Source organism: Mycobacterium mantenii, from assembly GCF_010731775.1.
In the GTDB taxonomy this organism is placed as follows: Bacteria; Actinomycetota; Actinomycetes; order Mycobacteriales; family Mycobacteriaceae; genus Mycobacterium; species Mycobacterium mantenii.
The window spans coordinates 2,895,032-2,916,571 of record NZ_AP022590.1 but is presented as its reverse complement, the minus strand read 5'-3'; the positions used below and the strand labels follow the sequence as shown (position 1 = coordinate 2,916,571).

The window sequence follows — 21,540 nt, the reverse complement described above, 5'->3', positions numbered from 1 at the left end:
CAAGTGATCTGTCTGAGTAGGACGATTTCAGCGTCTCGTTTGTTCCTCCACGCTTTCTCAATGCGTTCTTGGTAACAACGTGGCGGCATTTCGGTGGCGCCGGGCCCTGCGCAACGTGTTGCCGTCAGGCCTGGGTCATCGCGTAGTAGGCGCCGCGCCGGGCCAGCAGCTCGGCGTGGTTACCCTGTTCGACGATCCGGCCGGCCTCGACCACCAGGATGCGCTCGGCATCGCGGATCGTCGAAAGGCGGTGCGCGATGATAAAACTCGTGCGATCGCGGCGCAGTTCGCACATGGCGTGCTGAATAAGAGCCTCGGTGCGGGTATCGACCGAGCTGGTCGCCTCGTCCAGGATCAACAACTGTGGGCGGGCAAGAAATGCGCGCGCGATGGTGATGAGCTGCTTTTCGCCGGCACTGATGTTGCCGCCGTCGCCGCTGATCCGGGTCTGGTAGCCGGCCGGCAGTGTCCGCACGAACGGATCGACGTGGGCTGCCCTGGCGGCTTCGAGCACCTCGTCTTCGCCGGCGTCGGGACGTCCGTAGGCGATGTTCTCCGCGATCGTCCCTTCGAAGAGCCAGGTGTCCTGCAGCACCATGCCGATCCGCGACCGCAGCGACTGCCGGTCCATCGTGGTGATGTCGATCCCGTCGAGCAGGATCCGGCCCGCGTCGACGTCATAGAACCGCATCAGCAGGTTCACCAGCGTCGTTTTGCCCGCCCCGGTCGGCCCGACAATCGCCACCGTGCTCCCCGGTTCGGCCACCATCGACAGGTCTTCGATCACCGGTGTGCCCGGGTGGTAGGCGAAGCTCACGTGCGCGAACTCGACGCGCCCGCCTGGCTGCGGGGTCGCGACGGCGGGGCCGGGTTGGGCGGGCGCGTGATCCGGCGATTCTTCGGGTTCGTCGAGCAGCGTGAAGACACGCTCGGCGCTCGCCAGTCCGGATTGCACGGTGTTGTACATCCCCGCCAATTGGCTCAGTGGTGAATTGAACTGCCGCACATACTGAATGAACGCCTGGATGTTGCCCAGGGTGATGCGGCCGGTGGCCACCTGCAGGCCGCCCACCACGGCGACGGCGACGTAGCCGAGGTTGCCGATGAAGGTGGTCGCGGGTGCCACCAGCCCGGAGAAGAATTGAGCGCCGAAGCTGGCCTGGTAGACCTCGTCGTTGAGGGTGCGGAATCGCCCGCGCGACGCGGCCTGGTGGCCGAACGTCTTGACCACCGTGAAACCGCTGTAGGTCTCCTCGATGTGCGCGTTGAGGCGTCCGATGCTGGTCCACTGGGCGACGAACAGTCGCCGGGAACGTCGTGCGATCGCCCGCGTGGCCAACAGCGACAACGGGACCGTCAGCACGGTGATCACCACCAGCAGCGGCGAGATCGACAGCATCATCGCCAGCACCGCCACCACGGTCAGAACCGCTGTCAGCAGCTGGCTGATCGTCATCGACAGCGAGGATTGAATGTTGTCGACGTCGTTGGTGACCCGGCTCAGTAGTTCACCACGCTGCCGGCCGTCGAAGTAGGACAACGGCAACCGGTGGATCTTGTCCTCGACATCGGAACGCAGCGCCACCATGGTGCGCTGCACGGTGACGTTGAGCAGCCGCGCCTGTGCCCAAATCAGCAGCGCAGAAACGAGATACAGTGCCAGCGCCAGCGTCAGCGTTTTTGCGACCGCCCCGAAATCCACGCCGTGACCCGGCACCACATTCATCCCGGACAGCAGGTCGGCGAACGTGTTGGCACCCCGGCTGCGCGCGGCGGCGACGGCCTGCGCCTTGGTGAGCCCGGCGGGGAGCTGGCGCCCGATCACACCGTTGAACAGCAAGTCGGTGGCATGTCCCAGGATCCGCGGTACGATCACCCCGATCGCCGTGCCGGAGACACCCAACATGATCACCGCGATGCACGGCCGTCGTTGCGGCGCAAGACGTTTCACCAGGCGGGTGGCCGAACCCCAGAAGTCGCGAGAACGGGTTGCGGGGGTCGGCCGGTTGGCTGCCTTGCTGGGTGCGGGGGTCACGACGTGCCCCCGACCTGGCTCGATCGCACGGCGTCGACGGACTGCGAGTCGGCGAATTCGGCGTAAATGGTGCAATCGGCCAGCAGCGATTCGTGGGTGCCCGCGCCCACCAGATTCCCGTTGTCGATCACGATCACCTGGTCGGCTTTGGACGCGATCGAGATACGTTGTGTGACAACGATGACGGTGGCGTCCTCGGAGATCTCCCGGAGCGAGGCGCGCACGCGTGCGTCGGTGTGCGCATCAAGCGCGGCGAACGAGTCATCGAACAAATAGATGGCCGGGTGGCGGATGACCGCCCGGGCGATGGCGAGTCGTTGCCGCTGCCCGCCGGAGAAGTTGATACCGCCCTGGGCCACCCGCATGTGCAGCCCGTCATCGTGAGCTCGCACGAAATCGTCGGCGGCGGCCACCCGTAATGCTTCCCACATCTGTTCGTCGGTGACCGTTTGGTGTGGGGCGGCGCCGTAGCGCAGGTTGTCGGCGACGGTCCCGGAAAACAGATAGCCGCGCTGGGGGACCAGCCCGATCGCAGACCACAACCGTTCGGTCTGGTAATCGCGGACGTCGATGCCGTCGACCGAGACGGCGCCGCCGGTCACGTCGTAGAGCCGGCAGATCAGCGAGACCAGCGTCGACTTCCCCGACCCGGTGCTGCCGACGATGGCGGTGGTGGTTCCGGGCGGCGCGCTCAGCGAAATGTTCTGCAGCACTGGTCGATCGGCGCCCGGATAGGTGAACGTCGCGCCGTCCAAACGCACTGTCCCGGTGATCGCGCCGCGTGGGGATCGCGGATTCGGGGGATCGGTCACGGCGGGACGGGTGCCGAGCACCTCGGCGATCCGTTCGGCGCACACGGAGGCTCGGGGCAACACCACCAGCGTCATCGTCGCCATCAACACCGCCATCAGGATCTGGGTGAAGTAGGCCAGGAAGGCGGTCAACGAGCCGACCTGCATCTGGCCGCGGTCGATGCGCAGGCCGCCGAACCAGATCAGCGCGACGCTGGACACGTTGATGGTCAGCGTGGTCACCGGCAGCATCAACGCTTGCCAGTTGCCCGCGGTCAGCGCGGTATTCGACAGCGCTGTGTTGGCGCGCGCGAAGCGGTCGCGCTCGAAATCTTCGCGTGCGAACGCCCGGACCACCCGGACGCCGGCCAGCTGATCACGCATCACCCGGTTGATGCCGTCGATGAGTCCCTGCATCCGGCGGAACAGGGGCAACATGTGCGACATCACCCAGTAGTTGGCGACCGCCATGATCGGCACGCTGACCAACAGCAGCCACGTCAGCGCGGCGTCCTGGCGGATGGCCATGAAGATCCCGCCGAGGCACATGATCGGGGCCGTCACCAGCACGGTGGCGGATATCTGGACCAGGTACTGGATCTGCCGGACGTCGTTGGTGCTGCGCGTCAGTAGCGTCGGCGCTCCGAATCCGGCGGTTTCACGCTCGGAAAAGGTGGTGACGTGTTCGAACAGCGCGGCGCGCAGGTCACGGCCGAAGCCCATCCCGGTGCGCGAACCGAAATAGATCGCCCCGACCGAGCACAACACCTGCAGGGCGGTGACCCCGAGCATCACCATGCCGAGCCGAACGATTGTGCTGGTGTCGCCCTTGGCCACGCCCTCGTCGATGATGGCGGCGTTGACCGTCGGCAGGTACAGCGATGCGAGATTGCCGATCAGCTGCAGCACCATCAGCACCACCACCAGCCGCCGGTACGGCTGGATGTACTGGCGCAGCAGTGCCAGGAGCATTGGGTAACTGTCGCATACCGTCCGCCCGACCGTCCCCGCCAACCGCCGGACGGTCAAGCTCGGAACGGCAGTTGTTGGGGGTGCCGAATTACCTGCTCAGGCGCGTCGGTGGTTGACCCGCTGGGCTGCCGCTACAGTGCATCGTGTGGACCAGCAGCGGGCGGAACGGAAGCAGGGTAGCGGTGCGGCGTAACACGAGGGCGCTGGCTCTCGTGGCGTCAGCATTGACGATCCTGGTCCTCGCGGTAGCGGGCTGCTCCGATTCCGGCGGCAACAAGCCGGGAGCGACGGCGTCGTCGACGCCGCAGAACGGCCAGGGCAGCCACGGCGCGATGTTCCCGCAATGCGGCGGCATCAGCGACCAGACCGTAGCCGAACTCACCAAAGTCACTGGGCTGATCAACACAGCCCGCAACTCCGTCGGCTGCCAGTGGCTCGCGGGCGGTGGCATCCTCGGGCCGCACTTCTCCTTCTCGTGGTATCGCGGTAGCCCCATCGGACGCGAGCGCAAGACCGAGGAGCTCTCCCGTGCCAGCGTCGATGACATCAACATCGATGGCCACGGCGGTTTCATCGCCGTCGGCAACGAGCCCAACCTGGGTGATTCGCTGTGTGAGGTGGGCATCCAGTTCCAGGACGACTTTATTGAATGGTCAATCAGTTTCAGTCAGAAGCCTTTCCCGCCACCGTGCGACATAGCGAAAGAGCTGGCTCGCCAATCGATTGCGAACTCGAAATGATGGCCGTTATGCGCACCGGATCGCGGAGCAGACGGACTGCCCGCGTCGTGGCGACCATATTGATTGCCGCGCTGGTGGTGTTGACGGGCTGTTCCCGCTCGATTGGGGGCAACGCGGTGAAGGCGGGTGGCAACGTGCCCCGCAACAACAACTCCCAGCAGCAGTATCCGAACCTGCTCAAGGAATGTGAGGTGTTGACCAGCGACATCCTCGCCAAGACCGTGGGCGCGGACCCGCTCGACATCCAGAGCACGTTCGTCGGTGCGATCTGCCGCTGGCAGGCGGCCAACCCGGCCGGTCTGATCGACATCACCCGGTTCTGGTTCGAGCAGGGCAGCCTCAGCAACGAGCGCAAGGTCGCGGAATTCCTGAAGTACAAGATCGAGACGCGTTCGATCGCAGGCATCGATTCGATCGTGATGCGGCCCGACGACGCGAACGGTGCGTGCGGTGTTGCCAGCGATGCCGCCGGGGTGGTCGGATGGTGGATCAACCCGCAGGCGCCCGGCATCGATGCGTGTGGACAGGCCATCAAGCTGATGGAGCTGACGCTGGCGACGAACTCCTAGCGCGGCACCTCGAAGTCGACCAGCGTCGCCGCCCCGAGTTCCAGCCCTTTCCACGCGCACGGCACGGTGAGCACCGCGATCGCCGACGTCGGAAACTTATTCGAAATGCGTTCGGCTGCGGTGATATTCGTATCACCGGCGCGGCCGAGCATCAGCGCAAGGCTCGACATCGTCGGCTCGTGCCCGATGACAAGCAGGGTGCTGACGCCGTCGTCGACGGTGTTGATCTCGTCGATCATCGCTCCGGGCGTGGTGGCATAGATGCGCTCGCTGTATCGCACCGGCGCGTCGATGCGGGTGTTCAGCAGCGTCTCCCGGGTGCGCGTCGCCGTTGAGCACAGCACGCCGTCGATGGCGGGCGCGTGCGCACGTAGCCAGTCGCCGGCGAGCCCGGCCTGTTTGATGCCCCGGGGCGCCAGCGGCCGATCATGGTCGGCGACACCGGGCGGGTAATCGGACTTCGCGTGCCGCATCAACAGCAGGGTGCGTTGGCCAGTCACGAGAAATCAGATTAATCAGTGCGGCAGCAAAATTGCTACGCCGCGTGGTCGCCACCCTCGTGCTCGTCACCCTCGTGGTCATCACCGCCGCCGGCGCCGAGCAGCTTTTCGGGGTGGTGGAAGGTGTTGGTGCGGGGCTGGCCTCGGTCGAGGTGTGGTGGTGGGATCCATTCGGTGTCGCCTTTGGTGTTCTTGCGGGTGGTCCAGCCGCGGGGTTTGAGTAGGCGGTGGTGGGGGCCGCAGGCGAAGGTGAGTTCGTCGACGTTGCTGGTGTGGCACGTGGCCCAGTCGGTGACGTGGTGGACTTCGCAGTAGTAGCCGGGCACGGTGCATCCGGGTGCCGAGCAGCCGCGGTCCTTGGCGTACAGGACGATTCGCTGAGCCGGTGAGGCCAGGCGTTTGGTGTGATACAGCGCCAGGGCCTTGCCTTTGTCGAAGATCGCCAGGTAGTGATGCGCATGGCGGGCGAGCCGGATCACGTCGCTCATCGGCAGGATGGTGCCGTCACCGGTCAGGCCCCGACCTGCAGCGGCTTCCAGCTCCTGCAGCGTCGTCGTGACGACGATCGAGGCCGGTAAGCCATTGTGCTGTCCCAACTTTCCGGAAGCCAACAACGCGCGCAAGCCCGCGTTGAGCGCGTCGTGCTGGCGCTGGGCGGCGCTGCGGCCATCCCGTTCAATGGCCTGCTCACTGGGAGCCCCATCCACGCAGGGGGTTTCGTCATCGGGGTTGCACATGCCGGGTGCGGCGAGTTTGGCCAGCACCGCCTCGAGGGTGGCGCGCGCCTCGGGGGTGAGCCAGCCGCGCAGCGCCGACATGCCGTCGGGTTGCTGGTTGCCCAGCGTCAGGCCGCGCTGCCGGGCCCGGTCCTCGTCGGTGAAGGTGCCGTCGGGGTTGAGACAATCGGCCAGGATGTCGGCCAGCTTGGCGAGTTGCTCGGGCCGATACCGGGTTCCTTCCCAGGCGAGCTTGGCCTCGGCCTGCTCGCGGGTGGCCGCATCTATCCAGCCGGGCAGTTGGTGGTAGAACGTGCGGATCACCGCGACTTGGCCGGCCCCTAGTGTGCCGTCGCGTTGGGCGGCCGCGGTGGCGGCCAGCAGCGGTGCGACGGGTTCACCGGTCAGGCCGTGCCGCGGGCCCAGATCCCGCGCTTCCTTGATGCGCCGGGAGGCTTCGCCGCGGCTGATCAGCGTCGATTCGGTGAGCGCATGAGCCAGCGTGCCGCCGAGTTCCTCCGACGGGGCCTGGCGGGCAAGGGAATTGATCAGCGGGTGTTCGATGGCCGGCAACCGGCGACGCACCTTCTCGCAGCGCTCCAGCATCGCCAACTGCTCGCGGGTGGCCAACGCATCGCAGTCGTACCCGATGAGGTCATCGAGGGCGGCGTCGATAGCGTCGAACGCCGCCGACAGGGCCTCCCGATCTACACTCACACCCCGAAGCTATCGGAGCCCACCGACAAAAATCGGCCCGTCAACCGCCATAGATTCACACTCGCGCAAAAGATTCGGAATTCGGGACCGCGGCCACTCTGTGACCGGTGCGCCGCCCGAATCGACGCGCCGTCCGGGAGCCGGCCGACGTCGCCGGATTTCTTGGACCGAGACCTGCCGATCGAGGTCCCGCGTCTTGTCGGTGCGCAGACCTAAACTCGCGATGCCCTGGTAAACACGCACTTCGGAAGGGGGTCGCCGGCATGCGATTCCTGCACACCGCCGACTGGCAGTTGGGCATGACCCGGCACTTCCTCGCCGGTGACGCGCAGCCACGCTATTCAGCGGCCCGCCGTGACGCGGTTGCCGGTCTGGGCGCGCTGGCGGCGGAAGTGGGGGCCGAATTCGTCGTCGTGTCGGGGGATGTCTTCGAACACAATCAGCTCCCACCGAAGGTGATCGGACAGTCGCTGGAAGCCATGCGCGCCATCGGAATTCCGGTGTACCTGCTGCCGGGCAACCACGATCCCCTGGATGCCTCGTCGGTGTACACCAGCGCGCTGTTCGCCGCGGAACGTCCGGATAACGTGGTGGTGCTCGATCGGGCCGGCGTGCATCAGGTGCGTCCCGGGCTGGAAATTGTCGCCGCGCCGTGGCGGTCGAAGGTGCCGACCACCGACCTGGTCGCCGACGTCCTCGACGACGTGCCGGCGGCCACGGCCACCCGTATCCTCATCGCGCACGGCGGGGTCGACGTCCTGGATCCCGATCGGGACAAGCCCTCGCTGATCCACCTCGCCAAGGTCGACGCCGCGCTGACCCGCGGCGCGCTGCACTATGTGGCGCTGGGGGACAAGCACTCACTCACCCAGGTCGGCGGCAGCGGCCGGGTGTGGTACTCCGGCTCCCCGGAAGTGACCAACTTCGACGACGTGGAGTCCGATCCCGGCCATGTCCTGATCGTCGACATCGACGAGGCCGACCCGCAGCGCGCGGTCTCCGTGACGGCCCGGCACGTCGGAAGCTGGCGGTTCGTCACGCTGCACCGACAGGTCGACACCAGCCGCGACATCGCCGATCTCGACATGAACCTGGACCTGATGACCGAGAAGGACCGCACCGTGGTACGCCTGGCGCTGACCGGTTCGTTGACGGTCACCGACCGCGCCGCGCTGGACGCTTGCCTGGACAAATACGCGCGGTTGTTCGCGTGGCTGGGCCTGTGGGAACGGCACACCGACCTGGCGGTGATCCCGGCCGACGGTGAATTCAGCGACCTTGGTATCGGAGGTTTCGCCGCCGCGGCGGTAGAGGAGCTGGTGGCGACGGCGCGCGAAGAGGACTCCACCACCGCCGTCGACGCGCAGGCGGCGTTGGCGCTACTGCTGCGTCTCACCGACCGGGGGGCGGCGTGAAGCTGCACCGGCTGATCCTGACGAACTACCGCGGGATAACGCATCGGGAAATCGAATTCCCCGACCACGGCGTCGTGGTGGTGTGTGGCGCCAACGAGATCGGCAAGTCGTCGATGATCGAGGCCCTGGACCTGCTCCTGGAATCCCGGGACCGCTCGACGAAGAAGGAAGTCAAGCAGGTCAAGCCGACCAACAGTGACGTCGGCTCCGAAGTATCAGCCGAAATCAGTTGCGGCCCTTACCGTTTCGTCTACCGCAAGCGATTTCACAAGAAGTGCGAGACGGAGCTCACCGTGATCCGTCCGTGCCGCGAACAGCTGACCGGCGACGAAGCCCACGAACGCGTCCGGGCGATGCTGGCCGAGACGGTGGACAGCGAGCTGTGGCACGCGCAACGAGTGCTGCAGTCGGCGTCGACCGCCGCGGTGGATTTGTCCGGCTGCGACGCGCTCTCGCGCGCGCTCGATGTCGCCGCCGGCGACAGCGGGGGGCTGTGTGGCACCGAGCCATTGCTGATCGAACGCATCGACGCCGAATACGGGCGCTATTTCACCCCGACCGGACGCCCGACGGGCGAATGGGCCGCCGCGATCACCCGGCTGGCCGACGCCGAGGCCGCGGTCGCCGAGTGCGCGGCGGCGGTCGCCGAGGTCGACGACCGGGTAGCTCGCCATGCCGTATTGACCGAGCTGGTGGCCGACTTCTCCCAGCGGCGTATCGCCGCCGCCCCCCGGGTGGCCGCCGCGCGGGAAGTAGCCGACAAGATCGCGGCGCTCACCGCGCAGCGGCGCGAAGCCCAGCTCGTCGCCGAGGCCGCGGCCGCCACCGCCGCCGCGGCGCGCGGCGCCCACACCGCACGCCGGCAACTGCTCGCCGAAATCGACGCCCGCGCCGGCGCGGTCGCCGAAACGCAGGCCCAGGCCCAAGAGGCCGCAGCCGCCCAAGCGGCCGCGTGTGCCGAGGCCGAAGCGTGCGACGTGGCGCTGCAGCAGGCCACCCAGACCCTTGCCGAGCTGCAGCGCCGGGCCGAATCCGCACGCGGCACGGTCGACCAGCTCGCCCACCGCGAAGAGGCCGACCGTTTGACTACCCGGCTGGCCAAGATCCATGCCATCGAGCGGGATCGCCAGCGGATCGGTACCGAGCTCGGCACGATCGTCATCACCGAGCCGATGCTGCGACGCATCGAGGACGCGGCGGCCGGAGTGGATCGCACCGGTGACCAGTTGGCGCTGGCATCGGCCGCGATCGAATTCACCGCTGCCGCAGACATTCAACTCATCGTCGGTGGTGAACAGGTCTCCTTGCCGGCCGGGCAGCGCTGGTCGATCACCGCCGCCGGCCCTACCGCGGTGGAGGTCCCCGGTGTCCTGGCCGCGCGGGTGACCCCGGGCGCAACCACGCTGGACGTCCACGCCAAACACGCTGCGGCACAAGGTGAGATGGCCGAGGCACTGGCGGCCGGTGAGGTGGCCGACCTCGCCGCGGCGCGGTCCGCCGACCAGCGCCGCCGCGAGCTGCAAAGTTCCCGGGATCAGCTCACCGCAACTCTCGCCGGCCTGTGCGGCGACGAACAGATCGACGAGCTGCGATCACAATTGGCACAGCTGCGTGCCGCGCAGCCCGCCGATGCCGAACTCTCCCTCACCGACATCGCCGCCGCCCGCACCGAACTCGCAGCGGTCCAGGCGGCTCGTGCCGCCGCATCGAGCGAATGCGAGGCCCGCCGTCAGGCCGCCACCACCGCCACCACCAGGCTCGCCGAACTATCCACGCGTGCAATGGTTCTGCAGAATACCTTGGAGACTCAGCGTGCCGAGTTGGACGCCGCCGCCGTCCGGGTGGCGGCCGAGCGCGCGTCGGCCGCCGATGGGGAGCTCGAGGCCTCGGCGGACACGACGCTGGGCGCGGCGCAGGCCGCGCAACAGCGCGTCACCGAACTCGACGAGGCCCTGGCCGCGGCCGCACCCGATGCGGCGGCGGCCGAATTGGCCGACGCGGAAAAGGAAGCCGCCTCGCTGCGTGAGCGCTACGAAGAAGCCGCCCGTGCGTTGCGTGAAATCACCATCGAGCTGTCCGTATTCGGCACGGAGGGGCGCCAAGGCAAACTCGACGCCGCGGAAACAGAACGCGAGCACGCCGCCAGCGCGCACAGCCAGGTGGGCGGGCGCGCCCGGGCCGCGCAACTGCTGCGTTCGGTCATGACGCGTCACCGGGACACCACCCGGCGGCGCTACGTCGAGCCTTACCGCGCGGAATTGCAGCGCCTCGGCCGTCCCGTGTTCGGCCCGAGTTTCGAGGTCGACATCGACAGCGACTTGTGCATCCGTAGCCGCACGCTGAACGGCATCACGGTGCCCTATGACTCGCTGTCCGGCGGGGCCAAGGAGCAGCTCGGCATCCTGGCGCGGCTGGCCGGCGCGGCCCTGGTCGCCAAGGAGGATGCCGTCCCGGTAGTGGTCGACGACGCGCTCGGTTTCACCGACCCCGACCGGTTGACCAAGATGGGCGAATTGTTCGACACCGTGGGAACCCACGGTCAGGTGATCGTGCTGACCTGTAGCCCCGACCGCTACGACAGCGTCAAGGGCGCACACCGCATCGATCTCAGCGCTTAGCCCAAGCGGCTGACCACAGCCGATGCCGCTGGTCGGCGTGACTCGATGCCGCACAGGCGCCTTGCCTGCAGAATGGGATGATGGTGGGCCCACACGAATGACGATGAACGCGAAGCGCAGCCGGATTCAGGAGAAGCTGGCCGAGCTGCCCGGCGTACGACCCGTGCGCCGGCCGGTCTCGCCGCACAGTGCCGAAGAGTTCGATCTGTTTTACGTGCGCGCGGGCCGCAAGTCCACCCATCCGCTGGTCATCATCCCCGGCGGTCCGGGAGTGGCGTCGGTGCAGATGTACAAGGGATTGCGGCGGCGCGCGGTGGCGGCCGGGCTCGACGTCATCATGATCGAACACCGCGGCGTCGGAATGTCACGCCACGACGATTCCGGCACCGATCTGCCCCCGCAATCGATGACCGTGAACCAGGTCGTCGACGATGTGGCCGCGGTGCTCGACGATGCCCAAGTGGATTCGGCCGTCATCTATGGCGCCTCGTACGGCACCTACATCGCGTCCGGCGTCGGGGTGCGCCATCCGCGCCGGGTGCGGGGCATGGTGCTCGACTCACCGCTGCTGTCCCGGCACGACATTGTCATTGTGCGCCGCGCGATTCGCCGGCTGCTACTCAAGGGGGAAAGCTCCGAAACCGCCTCGGTGGCACCGAAAATGCGCAAACTTGTCGACGCCGGCGTCATGAACGCGACGGCAACGCAGGTTGTCGCGACAATCTACGGCTACGGCGGGACCGACCTGTTGGAGCGGCAACTCGACCTGCTCCTGGACGGCCGAAAGTTACTGTGGTGGGCGCTATCCCGGTTCACCACCCTGGGCAACCTGCCGTATCGCTACGAGGAAGATTTGGTGAGCCGCATCGCGTTCCGCGAACTGGATTACGCGGCCGAACCCGACGGCCTACCGCTGGATCCCGCGGTGGCCGAAAGCAAGGCACGCACGCAGCGCGTGACTTTTGAAGACGAGCCCTACGACCTGGCGGCCGAAATGCCGAACTTCAACTGGCCCACCGCGGTGGTTTCCGGGGGTCGCGATCTGATCACCCCGCCGGCCGTTGCCAAACGCGTCGCGTCGCTGCTGCCCAATGCGGTGCTGTTGAGCCTGCCGAGCATGGCGCACAGCGCGCTGGATTTTCGTGAGCCCGTCGCGCTCGCCAGTGCCGATGCGGTCCGGCGCGGCGATCTGAACGGGCTTGCCGCACAGGCGCCAGCGCTGGACGCGCTGCCACCACGTCCCGAGGTGCGCTTGCTGTGGAAGGCGCTCGAAGCGGCGGCCGTCGCCGAGGGTGCCCTGCCGATCCCGAATCGGCTACGGACGCGGCTCAACTCCGCGTGAACCCGATGGCGGTGTAGTCGAGGTCGGCGAGACCGGCCGCGCCGAAATTGGCGAGCGTGCTGCGCACCGCGACATCCCCGGGTGACTGGGTCAGCGGAAGGCTGAACCCCTCCGCCCAGATCATCTTGTCGAGATCGTTGGCCAACGCCCGTGCCTTGGCCGGATCGAGTTCTTCCAGGGTGCCTTCGATGGCGGCGTCGATCCGCTCGCTGCCGATCTTGCCGAAATTGCTTTCCCCGTCGGATTTGTAGATCTGGGTCAGCGCCGAGAGCGGGAACGCGTCTCCGAGCCAACCGAATTGGGCCATATCGAAGGCCCCGACGTTGATGTAGTTGGTGAAGAAGCCGCTGCCCGACCGGGAGACGAGTTCGAGCTTGACACCGATCTGGGCGAGGCTGTGCTGGGCGATCTGGGCGAACTGCCGGCTGCCCTGGGCGTCGTAGAACAAATCGCGGATGACCAGCTGCCGGCCGTCCTTCTCCCGAAACTGGCCGGTTCGCTTCCAGCCCAACGCGTCAAGCTCACGGCTGGCCGCGGCCGGGTCGTAGGGAACGGCGGAGCTGTTGTCCTGATAGCCCTGCTGTCCGGCGACGTAGATGTGATTGCCCAGGGCCACCGGGTCACTGGTGAGGCCGTATTGAACGACCCTGGCGATGGTCTGCCGATCGATCCCCTTGGCCACCGCGACGCGCAGCGCCTTGTCGGCCAGGATCGATCCGGGGGCGCCGTTGAACGTGAAGTGAGACCACGACGGTGCGGGCGCGCGCCGGATCGAGATCCCCTTGGTGCGCTGCGCGATGGTGAGCTGATCGACGCTGCCGACCCCGGTGGCGTCGATGGTGTTGTTCTGCAGCGCCGGTAGCCGCGCGGCATCGTCGAGCACCAGGTAGGTAATGCTGTCCAGGCGGGGCCGTGCCCCCCACCATTTCGGGTTGCGGCTCAACACGATCCGCTGGGTGGTCCGATCCAGCGACGAGACGACGAACGGTCCGGCCGACGGGCCGGGCCCCTCGAGCTGGCCCTTGTTGAAGGCCTCCGGGGTGGCCGTCATGCTCTTGGGCAACAGCATCCCGTTGCCGGCGAACATGCCGCGCCATTCGGCGTATGGCTTGGCGAACGTCATGATGGCCTGCCGGTCGTCGGCACCGCGGGTCACCGAGGCGACGCGGTCCGCGCCGCTGGGGCCGGCGATCTCGAAGGTCTTGTCGGCGCCGCTCAGGGCGTGGATCTGGCTGGCGATGTCCTCCCAGGTGATCGGCGTGCCGTCGGACCACACCGCCTTCGGGTTGATCGTGTACGTGACCACCTGCGGCGCCGTGCCGGTGAGCTCGATGCTGGTGAAGTAGTCGGTGTCTACCGTCGTCGAGCCGTCCGGCCCGATGACGAAGGCCCGCGGCAGGGTTGCCTTCATCATCGCGGAGACGTCGGCTGAATTGCCGTCGATGTGCAGGATGTTGAAGTTCGGCGGAAAGTCGGTGAGCGCGAGGTGCAGGTCGCCGCCGTCCTGAAGGGTGGCCGGATCGTGTGGGTTGATGTCGCTGGTCGAGCCGATCTGCGCGTTGTGGCCGGTTTCTGGAATCAGGTTGACGGCCGGCGAGCAGCCCGACAGTGTCAGCGTCATCGCGAAAACCACTGCCCCGAACCGGGTGCCATGGCCCACCCTGGCCGCCCGGCTAGACACGTCTGCCCGGATCCGGTTGCGGCACCGCGTTCAGCAGCCGTTGGGTGTATTCGTGTTGCGGATCGGCGAAGACGTGCCGGCTGTCACCCTGCTCCACGATGGCGCCGGCATACATCACGACGACGTGGTGCGCGAGGTGCTTGACCACCGAAAGATCATGGGAGACAAACAGGTAGGAAAGGCCGAACCGCTCTTGGAGGTCGAGCAGCAGGTTGATGATCCCGGCCTGGATGGACACGTCGAGCGCGGAAACCGGTTCGTCGAGCGCCAGGATCTTCGGCTGCAAGGCCAGCGCCCGGGCAATGCCGATGCGCTGCTTTTGCCCGCCGGAGAACTCGGCGGGGTAACGGACTGCGTCGGCGCGGCGCAGTCCCACGATCTCGAGCAGCTCGGCGACGCGCGCGTTGGTGCGATCCTTGTCGAATCCGTTGGCCCGCAGGGGTTCCGCGAGGAGATCGAACACCGGCAGTCGCGGGTCCAGTGAGGCGACCGGGTCTTGGAACACGACCTGAATGTCGCGCCGCATCGATCGCCTGTTCGCGGCGCTCAGCGTGGTGACATCGGAGCCGAGCACTTCGATCGAACCGGATTGCGGCGCGGTGAGTTCCAAGATCTCGTGCAGGGTGGTCGACTTGCCTGAACCGGACTCGCCGACGATGCCCAGGGTGCGGCCCTGCCGCAGTTCGAAACTGACGCCGTCGACGGCGCGGACCTCGCCGGCGTTTCGGCGGAACACACCCTTCGTCAGCTTGAAGGTCTTGGTCAGCTCGCGCACCCGAACGACCACCGGCGTGTCAGCGGATTCTGCCTGGCGGGCTGCCGTGCTCACTCCGTAGATATCGGCTGCGCTTCGCCCGTCGACCTGATCGGTGCGGATGCAGGCCGCCCGGTGATCGCTGCCGACCGGAAGCAATTCCGGCTCGTCGAGCCGGCATTCGTCGATGGCCAGCGGGCAGCGCGGAGCGAACGGGCATCCCGGATCCAGGCCCGCCAGCGACGGCGGCGCACCGGGAATCGGCACCAGCCGGGTGCCCTGTGCGACGTCCAGCCGCGGGACCGAGCCCAGCAGACCGACGGTGTAGGGCATTCGACGATCCCGGTAAAGCCTTGTCACATCGGCGGATTCGACGACGCGCCCGGCATACATCACCAGGGCGCGGTCGGCGAACTCGGCGACCACACCGAGGTCGTGAGTGATGATGAGCACCCCGGCGCCGGTGATGTCGCGCGCCGTCTTGAGTACCTCGAGAACTTGCGCCTGCACCGTGACATCCAGTGCCGTGGTCGGCTCGTCACAGATCAACAGGTCGGGGTCGTTGGCGATCGCGATCGCGATGACCACCCGTTGTCGCTCGCCGCCGGACAGTTCGTGTGGAAACGCACGGGCGCGGCGCTCCGGCTGCGCGATTCCCACCAGCTCGAGTAGTTCCACCGCGCGCCGGCGAGCGGCTCTCTTGCCCAACCGCGGCTGGTGGATCTCGATCGCCTCTGCGATCTGGTCGCCGACGGTGTAAACGGGAGTCAGCGCCGACATCGGATCCTGGAACACCATGCCGACCGCCTTGCCGCGCAACCGCGACATCGCGTGGTCGCCCAGGCCCATCAGCTCGGTCTCGTGCAGCCGCACCGAGCCGCGCACCTGCGCGTACTGCGGCAACAGGCCGATGGCCGCCATTGCGGAAACCGATTTCCCCGAACCTGATTCGCCGACCATGGCGACGACTTCGCCCGGCTCGATGTGGTAGCTGATGCCTCGTACCGCGGTCACCGGCGCGCCCGTCGTCGGGAACGTGACGGCCAGGTCGGTCACCTCCAGCAGCGGGCTCACCGGTCCCCACCCCCCGACAAACCGCTGCCGGGGTCAAGTGCGTCCCGCAGGCCGTCGCCGGTGAGGTTGGCGCACACCAAAATCAGCACCAGCACTCCCGCGGGAAACAGAAATACCCACGGAAAGGTGGTTGCGGACTGGGTGCCGTTGGCGATCAACGTCCCCAGCGACACGTCGGGTGGCTGGATACCGAAACCGAGGAAGCTCAAGCCGGTTTCGGCCAGGATGGCCGAGGCGACGTTGAGCGCGGCGTCGATGATCAGAATGGACGCCACGTTGGGCACCACGTGGCCGACGATGATGCGGCGGCTGGATACGCCCATATACCTTGCGGCCTGGATGAATTCGCGCTCACGCAAACTCATGGTCATACCGCGCACCATGCGCGAGCTGACCATCCAGCCGAAACCGGCCAGCAGCAGAACCAGCATCACGACGTTGGCCGAGTTCTTGATTCGCGGCGTCACGATGGCGATGAGGATGAAACTGGGCACCACCAACAACAGGTCGACGACCCACATCAGCACGCGGTCGCGCCAGCCACCGAAATAGCCAGAGATCGACCCGACGGTGGCGGCGATGCCGGTGGAGATCACCGCCACACAGACGCCGATCAGCATCGACTTCTGCATCCCGCGCAGGATTTGCGCCAACAGGTCTTGACCCAGCGCGTTGGTGCCCAGCCAGTGGCGCGCGTTCGGCGGCTGCAGCAGCGCGGTGAAGTCGAGGTCTTCGTAGGAATAGGGCAGCACCGCGGGCAGCGCGTAGCACCCGACGAACAACAGCACCAACAACGTCAACGACGCCACCGCGAACCGGTTGCGGACAAACCGCCGTAGCACCAGGGTGCGGCGGGAGGTGAAGTCCGCGACTTCGTGTCCCGAAAGGCCATGGGCGCCATCGACGTTCGCCTCGGAGGTCATGACACCCGCACCCGCGGATCAAGCGCTGCGTAGAACACGTCCGAAAGCAGACCGGCCAGCAACACCACCGCGCCGGAGAACAAGGTGATCGCCGCGATGATGTTGGTGTCCTGAGTTGCGATGCCCTGCACCAGCCATTCGCCCATGCCGTGCCAGCCGAAGATCTTCTCCACGAACACCGCTCCGGTCACCAAACCGGCCACCCCATAGGCGAACAGGGTGGCCAGCGGGATCAGAGCGGTGCGCAGCCCGTGTTTGATTAGCGCCCGCCGCCGGGTGAGTCCTTTGGCGCGCGCGGTGCGAATGAAATCCTGGCCGAGGACGTCCAGCATCGCGTTGCGCTGATAACGGCTGTAGCCGGCCGCTGCGGCCAGCGCCAGGGTCAGCGACGGCAGGACCAAATGCCGTAACCGGTCGAGGAGCTGCGCGCCGCTCCCGCCGGTTACACCCGGTGAGGTCTCGCCGGTGTAGTCGAAAATATGGATGCCCAGGGCCCAATTGACCCGCAGCGCGCCAAGGATCAGCAGGCTGGCGATCACGAATGTCGGGGTGCTGAGCACCAGCAGGGCCACCATGGTGACCACGCGATCGCTGAGTCGATACTGGCGAATGGCGCCCCATGCCCCGGCCCCGATGCCCATGACGGTTCCCACCACCGAACCGATGATCAGCAGGCGCAGGGTCACTCCGACGCGACGCCAGAGCGTCGTACCGACGGGCTGTCCGGTGACCGTCTTGCCGAAGTCGCCGCGGACGGCGTGCGACGCCCAGTGCGCGTAGCGGATCGGTATCGGTTCATCCAGGCCCAGGGTGTGGGCCTTGGCGTCGATCACGGCTTGTGGCGGCCGCGGACTGCGCTGCAAAAGGCTGTCCAAGGGCCTGAAGGCCACCGACGTCAGGCAAAACGTCAGAAACGATGCCAACGCCAGCAGCACGACATAGTTGAGCAACCGGCGAGCCAGAAACCGAGTCATGCCCGTCCGCACACTCCAGCTCGCATTGGGACAGGCTATCGACCCCGCAGCACAGCGTCGCGCCTTGCAGCGCCCGGCGCGTTCGGCCGCCTTCTGATCCGGTTGATTCTCATGGGTGAATCGCGTGTGATCGGTTGTTAGGATCCACCGCGGTACCGAGCCGTGCAGCAAACGAGCACGTTGGGGCCGCGATACTCCCAAGGAGGCTGGCGTGACCGTTACCGATGACTACCTGGCCAACAACGCCCAGTACGCGAGCACGTTCGAAGGGCCGCTGCCGATGCCGCCGGGCAAACACGTCGCGGTCGTCGCGTGCATGGACGCCCGGCTGGACGTCTACCGCATCCTCGGGCTCAACGAGGGGGAGGCCCACGTCATCCGCAATGCCGGCGGAGTCGTCACCGACGACGTGATCCGGTCGTTGGCCATCAGCCAACGCCTGCTGGGGACGCGGGAGATCATCCTGATCCACCACACCGATTGCGGGATGCTCACGTTCACCGACGACGACTTCAAGCGCAGTATCCAGGAGGAGACCGGGGTGAAACCGCCGTGGGCGGCCGAGGCTTTCGGCGACCTCGCCGAGGACGTCCGCCAGTCGCTGCGCCGTCTGGAGGCCAGCCCGTTCGTCACCAAGCACGTCTCCGCGCGCGGATTCGTCTTCGACGTGGCCACTGGCGAGCTCGACGAGGTCACGCTCTGAGCCATCGTCGGCCGCGAGCGTAATCACACTGCGAAAGATCGCGAGGATTTGCGCAGCCCACTTACGCTCGCGATCTGAACCGACCCTGTAGGTCGCAGGTCCCGCGGTTGACAGCGTCGGACCCAGCTGGTCTTATAGATTGCTAAGATGCCAAATATGGTCAGTTCTACCAGGTTTTACGAAGGAAGCCATGACCAGTGACCTGAAGGTGGCGCCGGCCGCCGGACAGTACGAGTTGAGTCATCTGCGCTCGCTGGAGGCGGAGGCGATCCACATCATCCGCGAGGTGGCCGCGGAGTTCGAGCGCCCGGTGCTGCTGTTCTCGGGCGGCAAGGATTCCATCGTCATGCTGCACCTGGCGCTGCGGGCGTTCCGCCCCGGGCGGCTGCCCTTCCCGGTGATGCACGTCGACACCGGGCACAACTTCGACGAGGTGATCGCGACCCGCGACGAGTTGGTGGCCGAGCACGGCGTGCGCCTGGTGGTCGCCTCGGTCCAGGAGGACATCGACGCCGGCCGCGTCGTCGAGCCGAAGCAGGGCCGCAACTCGATCCAGACCGTGACGCTGCTGCGCGCCATCCGGGAGAACAAGTTCGACGCCGCGTTCGGGGGAGCGCGCCGCGACGAAGAGAAGGCCCGCGCCAAGGAACGCGTGTTCAGCTTCCGCGACGAGTTCGGTCAATGGGATCCGAAGGCCCAGCGGCCCGAGCTGTGGAACCTCTACAACGGCCGGCATCACAAGGGTGAGCACATCCGGGTGTTTCCGTTGTCCAACTGGACCGAATTCGACATTTGGTCCTACATCGGCGCCGAGAACATCGCGCTGCCATCGATCTATTATGCCCACCGGCGCAAGGTGTTTCGTCGCGACGGCATGCTGCTGGCGGTCGACCGCAACATGCAGCCGAGTCCCGACGAGCCGGTGTTCGAGACGACGGTGCGTTTCCGCACCGTCGGGGACGTCACGTGCACGGGATGCGTGGAATCGGAGGCCGCCACCGTGGATGAGGTCATCGCCGAGACCGCGGTGTCCCGGCTGACCGAGCGCGGGGCCACTCGGGCCGACGACCGGATCTCGGAGGCCGGCATGGAAGATCGCAAACGGCAGGGGTACTTCTGATGGCCGGGCCGACAACGCTATTGCGCCTGGCAACCGCGGGCTCCGTCGACGACGGCAAGTCCACCCTGATCGGTCGGCTGCTCTATGACTCCAAGGCCGTGATGGAAGACCAGTGGGCCGCGGTGGAACAGACATCCAAGGACCGTGGACACGACTACACCGATTTGGCGCTGGTGACCGACGGCTTGCGGGCCGAGCGCGAACAGGGCATCACGATCGACGTCGCCTACCGCTACTTCGCAACTCCCAAGCGGAAATTCATCATCGCCGACACCCCTGGCCACATCCAGTACACCCGCAACATGGTGACCGGAGCGTCGACCGCTCAACTGGTGATCGTGCTCGTCGATGCCCGGCACGGGCTGTTGGAGCAGTCGCGCCGGCACACCTTCCTGGCGTCGCTGCTGGGCATCCAGCACATCGTGCTCGCTGTCAACAAGATGGACCTGATCGGTTGGGACAGAGAGAAATTCGAGGCGATCCGGGACGAGTTCCATGCTTTCGCCGCTCGTCTGGATGTGCACGACGTCGCCACCATCCCGCTCTCGGCGCTGCACGGCGACAACGTGGTGACCAAGTCGGACCAAACGCCCTGGTATGAGGGTCCGGCATTGTTGTCGCACCTTGAGGAGGTGTACATCGCGGGTGACCGCAACATGGTCGACGTGCGGTTTCCGGTCCAGTACGTCATCCGCCCGCACACCCGCGAACACCAAGACCACCGCAGCTACGCCGGTACCGTCGCCAGCGGGGTTATGCGACCCGGCGATGAAGTGGTGGTGCTGCCGGTCGGCAAGCGCACCCGCATCACTGCCATCGATGGGCCGAATGGTCCGGTGGAAGAAGCCTTCCCGCCGATGGCCGTATCGCTGACCCTGGCCGACGAGATCGACATCTCCCGGGGCGATTTGATCGCCCGCACCCACAATCAGCCCAGGATCTCGCAGGACTTCGACGCGACCGTGTGCTGGATGGCCGACAACGCGGCCCTCGAACCCGGCCGCGACTACGTGATCAAGCACACGACCCGCACCACGCATGCGAAGGTGACCGCGCTCGACTACCGACTGGACGTCAACACGCTCCATCGCGACAAGACCGCGACGGCGTTGAATCTCAATGAACTCGGCCGCATTTCGCTGCGCACCCAGGTGCCGCTGCTGCTCGACGAGTACACCCGCAACCCCAGCACCGGCTCGTTCATCCTCATCGACCCGCACACCAACGGAACGGTGGCGGCCGGCATGGTTTTGCGCGACGGGACCGCGCAGGCGGCAAGTCCGAACACAGTGCGGCACAAGTCATCCGCCATCGCCGAGGCCCGGCCCCGCGGTAAGACGGTGTGGTTCACAGGTCTGTCCGGTTCGGGCAAGTCGTCGGTGGCCATGCTGGTCGAGCAGAAGCTGATCGAAAAAGGAGCCCTGGCTTACGTTCTCGACGGTGACAACCTGCGACACGGCCTGAACGCTGACCTGGGCTTCAGCATGGTCGACCGAGCCGAAAACCTGCGCCGGCTGGCGCATGTGGCGGCACTGCTCGCCGACTGCGGCAACGTCGTGCTGGTGCCGGCGATCAGTCCGCTGGCCGAGCAGCGCGAACTGGCGCGTCAGGTGCACGCCGAAGCCGGCTTCGACTTCATCGAGGTGTTCTGTGACACCCCGATCGAGGAATGCGAAAAGCGTGATCCGAAGGGTTTGTACGCCAAGGCGCGCGCGGGGGAGATCGCCCAGTTCACCGGCATCGACAGCCCGTATCAGGCGCCGGTGAGCCCCGATCTGCGGCTCACCCCGGACCGCACCGTCGTGGAGCAGGCGCAGCGGGTCATCGACCTGCTCGAATCACGCGGGTAGGCCGCGGATCAGCCAGGCTGCACCGAAATTGTGCCGTCGGGTGGCA

Annotated in this window: 16 protein-coding genes; 8 read left to right on the top strand and 8 right to left on the bottom strand. The window is 66.7% G+C overall.

Annotated elements, in window-relative coordinates; translation table 11 throughout:
* Positions 1–124: 124 nt before the first annotated feature.
* Together G6N50_RS13040 and G6N50_RS13035 are read right to left on the bottom strand one after the other, a co-directional pair.
* Positions 125–2,035: an ABC transporter ATP-binding protein gene (locus G6N50_RS13040; RefSeq protein ID WP_083099512.1), complete on the bottom strand. Its 1,911-nt coding sequence runs from the start codon at positions 2,033–2,035 to the stop codon at positions 125–127.
* Positions 2,032–3,798, bottom strand: a complete 1,767-nt coding sequence (locus tag G6N50_RS13035) for an ABC transporter ATP-binding protein (RefSeq protein WP_083099515.1) — start codon at positions 3,796–3,798, stop codon at positions 2,032–2,034. Before G6N50_RS13035 ends, G6N50_RS13040 begins: the two co-directional genes overlap by 4 nt.
* Positions 3,799–3,980: 182 nt before the next feature.
* Between G6N50_RS13035 and G6N50_RS13030 the strand changes: the two genes are divergently transcribed.
* Positions 3,981–4,538 (top strand): DUF3558 domain-containing protein, encoded by a 558-nt coding sequence (locus G6N50_RS13030; protein WP_083099524.1) that lies wholly within the window; start codon positions 3,981–3,983, stop codon positions 4,536–4,538.
* Positions 4,535–5,107 (top strand): DUF3558 domain-containing protein, encoded by a 573-nt coding sequence (locus tag G6N50_RS13025; protein ID WP_142275785.1) that lies wholly within the window; start codon positions 4,535–4,537, stop codon positions 5,105–5,107. Before G6N50_RS13030 ends, G6N50_RS13025 begins: the two co-directional genes overlap by 4 nt.
* Here the strand turns inward: G6N50_RS13025 and G6N50_RS13020 are convergent.
* Positions 5,104–5,607 (bottom strand): SixA phosphatase family protein, encoded by a 504-nt coding sequence (locus G6N50_RS13020; protein ID WP_083099519.1) that lies wholly within the window; start codon positions 5,605–5,607, stop codon positions 5,104–5,106. The genes G6N50_RS13025 and G6N50_RS13020 overlap by 4 nt on opposite strands.
* A gap of 35 nt (positions 5,608–5,642) precedes the next feature.
* On the bottom strand, positions 5,643–7,040 hold the full coding sequence (locus tag G6N50_RS13015; RefSeq protein ID WP_163650843.1) for an HNH endonuclease signature motif containing protein: 1,398 nt from the start codon (positions 7,038–7,040) through the stop codon (positions 5,643–5,645).
* 263 nt (positions 7,041–7,303) lie between these two features.
* On the opposite strand from G6N50_RS13015, the gene G6N50_RS13010 reads away from it, so the two are divergent.
* The 3 genes from G6N50_RS13010 to G6N50_RS13000 all read left to right on the top strand — a co-directional run bounded on the left by G6N50_RS13010 (position 7,304) and on the right by G6N50_RS13000 (position 12,415).
* Positions 7,304–8,455 carry a metallophosphoesterase family protein gene (locus G6N50_RS13010; protein WP_083099656.1) on the top strand — a complete coding sequence of 384 codons (1,152 nt, stop codon included), beginning with the start codon at positions 7,304–7,306 and terminating at the stop codon, positions 8,453–8,455.
* Positions 8,452–11,073 carry an AAA family ATPase gene (locus tag G6N50_RS13005; protein WP_083099654.1) on the top strand — a complete coding sequence of 874 codons (2,622 nt, stop codon included), beginning with the start codon at positions 8,452–8,454 and terminating at the stop codon, positions 11,071–11,073. The genes G6N50_RS13010 and G6N50_RS13005 overlap by 4 nt, the downstream gene beginning before the upstream one ends.
* Before the next feature lie 97 nt (positions 11,074–11,170).
* Positions 11,171–12,415, top strand: a complete 1,245-nt coding sequence (locus tag G6N50_RS13000; protein ID WP_083099652.1) for an alpha/beta hydrolase — start codon at positions 11,171–11,173, stop codon at positions 12,413–12,415.
* Here the strand turns inward: G6N50_RS13000 and G6N50_RS12995 are convergent.
* Genes G6N50_RS12995 through G6N50_RS12980 form a run of 4 tightly spaced genes read right to left on the bottom strand, consistent with a single transcriptional unit; the run spans position 12,402 to position 17,821 of the window.
* Complete coding sequence (locus G6N50_RS12995; protein WP_083099666.1) at positions 12,402–14,036, bottom strand: ABC transporter family substrate-binding protein; 1,635 nt, start codon at positions 14,034–14,036, stop codon at positions 12,402–12,404. The genes G6N50_RS13000 and G6N50_RS12995 overlap by 14 nt on opposite strands.
* Positions 14,037–14,088: 52 nt before the next feature.
* Positions 14,089–15,924: a dipeptide ABC transporter ATP-binding protein gene (locus G6N50_RS12990; RefSeq protein ID WP_083099651.1), complete on the bottom strand. Its 1,836-nt coding sequence runs from the start codon at positions 15,922–15,924 to the stop codon at positions 14,089–14,091.
* Positions 15,921–16,847 (bottom strand): ABC transporter permease, encoded by a 927-nt coding sequence (locus G6N50_RS12985; RefSeq protein WP_083099649.1) that lies wholly within the window; start codon positions 16,845–16,847, stop codon positions 15,921–15,923. The genes G6N50_RS12990 and G6N50_RS12985 overlap by 4 nt, the downstream gene beginning before the upstream one ends.
* The gene (locus G6N50_RS12980) at positions 16,844–17,821 is read right to left on the bottom strand and encodes an ABC transporter permease (protein ID WP_083099664.1); all 978 of its coding nucleotides are present in this window, start codon (positions 17,819–17,821) and stop codon (positions 16,844–16,846) included. The genes G6N50_RS12985 and G6N50_RS12980 overlap by 4 nt, the downstream gene beginning before the upstream one ends.
* A 211-nt stretch (positions 17,822–18,032) precedes the next feature.
* Here G6N50_RS12980 and G6N50_RS12975 point away from each other — a divergent pair, with 211 nt between their 5' ends.
* The 3 genes from G6N50_RS12975 to cysC all read left to right on the top strand — a co-directional run bounded on the left by G6N50_RS12975 (position 18,033) and on the right by cysC (position 21,494).
* Positions 18,033–18,524 (top strand): beta-class carbonic anhydrase, encoded by a 492-nt coding sequence (locus G6N50_RS12975; RefSeq protein WP_083099648.1) that lies wholly within the window; start codon positions 18,033–18,035, stop codon positions 18,522–18,524.
* Between the two features lie 190 nt (positions 18,525–18,714).
* Positions 18,715–19,644 (top strand): sulfate adenylyltransferase subunit CysD, encoded by a 930-nt coding sequence (gene cysD / locus G6N50_RS12970; RefSeq protein WP_083099646.1) that lies wholly within the window; start codon positions 18,715–18,717, stop codon positions 19,642–19,644.
* The gene (cysC, locus tag G6N50_RS12965; RefSeq protein WP_083099644.1) at positions 19,644–21,494 is read left to right on the top strand and encodes an adenylyl-sulfate kinase; all 1,851 of its coding nucleotides are present in this window, start codon (positions 19,644–19,646) and stop codon (positions 21,492–21,494) included. The genes cysD and cysC overlap by 1 nt, the downstream gene beginning before the upstream one ends.
* Positions 21,495–21,540: the final 46 nt, after the last annotated feature.

What these genes read in the sequence shown, in the direction of transcription:
- G6N50_RS13035 (WP_083099515.1), bottom strand. Translation starts at nt 3,798, where the DNA reads ATGCTCCTGGCACTGCTGCGCCAGTACATCCAGCCGTACCGGCGGCTG.
- G6N50_RS13025 (WP_142275785.1), top strand. Translation starts at nt 4,535, where the DNA reads ATGATGGCCGTTATGCGCACCGGATCGCGGAGCAGACGGACTGCCCGC.
- G6N50_RS13010 (WP_083099656.1), top strand. Translation starts at nt 7,304, where the DNA reads ATGCGATTCCTGCACACCGCCGACTGGCAGTTGGGCATGACCCGGCAC.
- G6N50_RS13000 (WP_083099652.1), top strand. Translation starts at nt 11,171, where the DNA reads ATGACGATGAACGCGAAGCGCAGCCGGATTCAGGAGAAGCTGGCCGAG.
- G6N50_RS12995 (WP_083099666.1), bottom strand. Translation starts at nt 14,036, where the DNA reads ATGACGCTGACACTGTCGGGCTGCTCGCCGGCCGTCAACCTGATTCCA.
- G6N50_RS12985 (WP_083099649.1), bottom strand. Translation starts at nt 16,847, where the DNA reads ATGACCTCCGAGGCGAACGTCGATGGCGCCCATGGCCTTTCGGGACAC.
- G6N50_RS12980 (WP_083099664.1), bottom strand. Translation starts at nt 17,821, where the DNA reads ATGACTCGGTTTCTGGCTCGCCGGTTGCTCAACTATGTCGTGCTGCTG.
- cysD (WP_083099646.1), top strand. Translation starts at nt 18,715, where the DNA reads ATGACCAGTGACCTGAAGGTGGCGCCGGCCGCCGGACAGTACGAGTTG.
- cysC (WP_083099644.1), top strand. Translation starts at nt 19,644, where the DNA reads ATGGCCGGGCCGACAACGCTATTGCGCCTGGCAACCGCGGGCTCCGTC.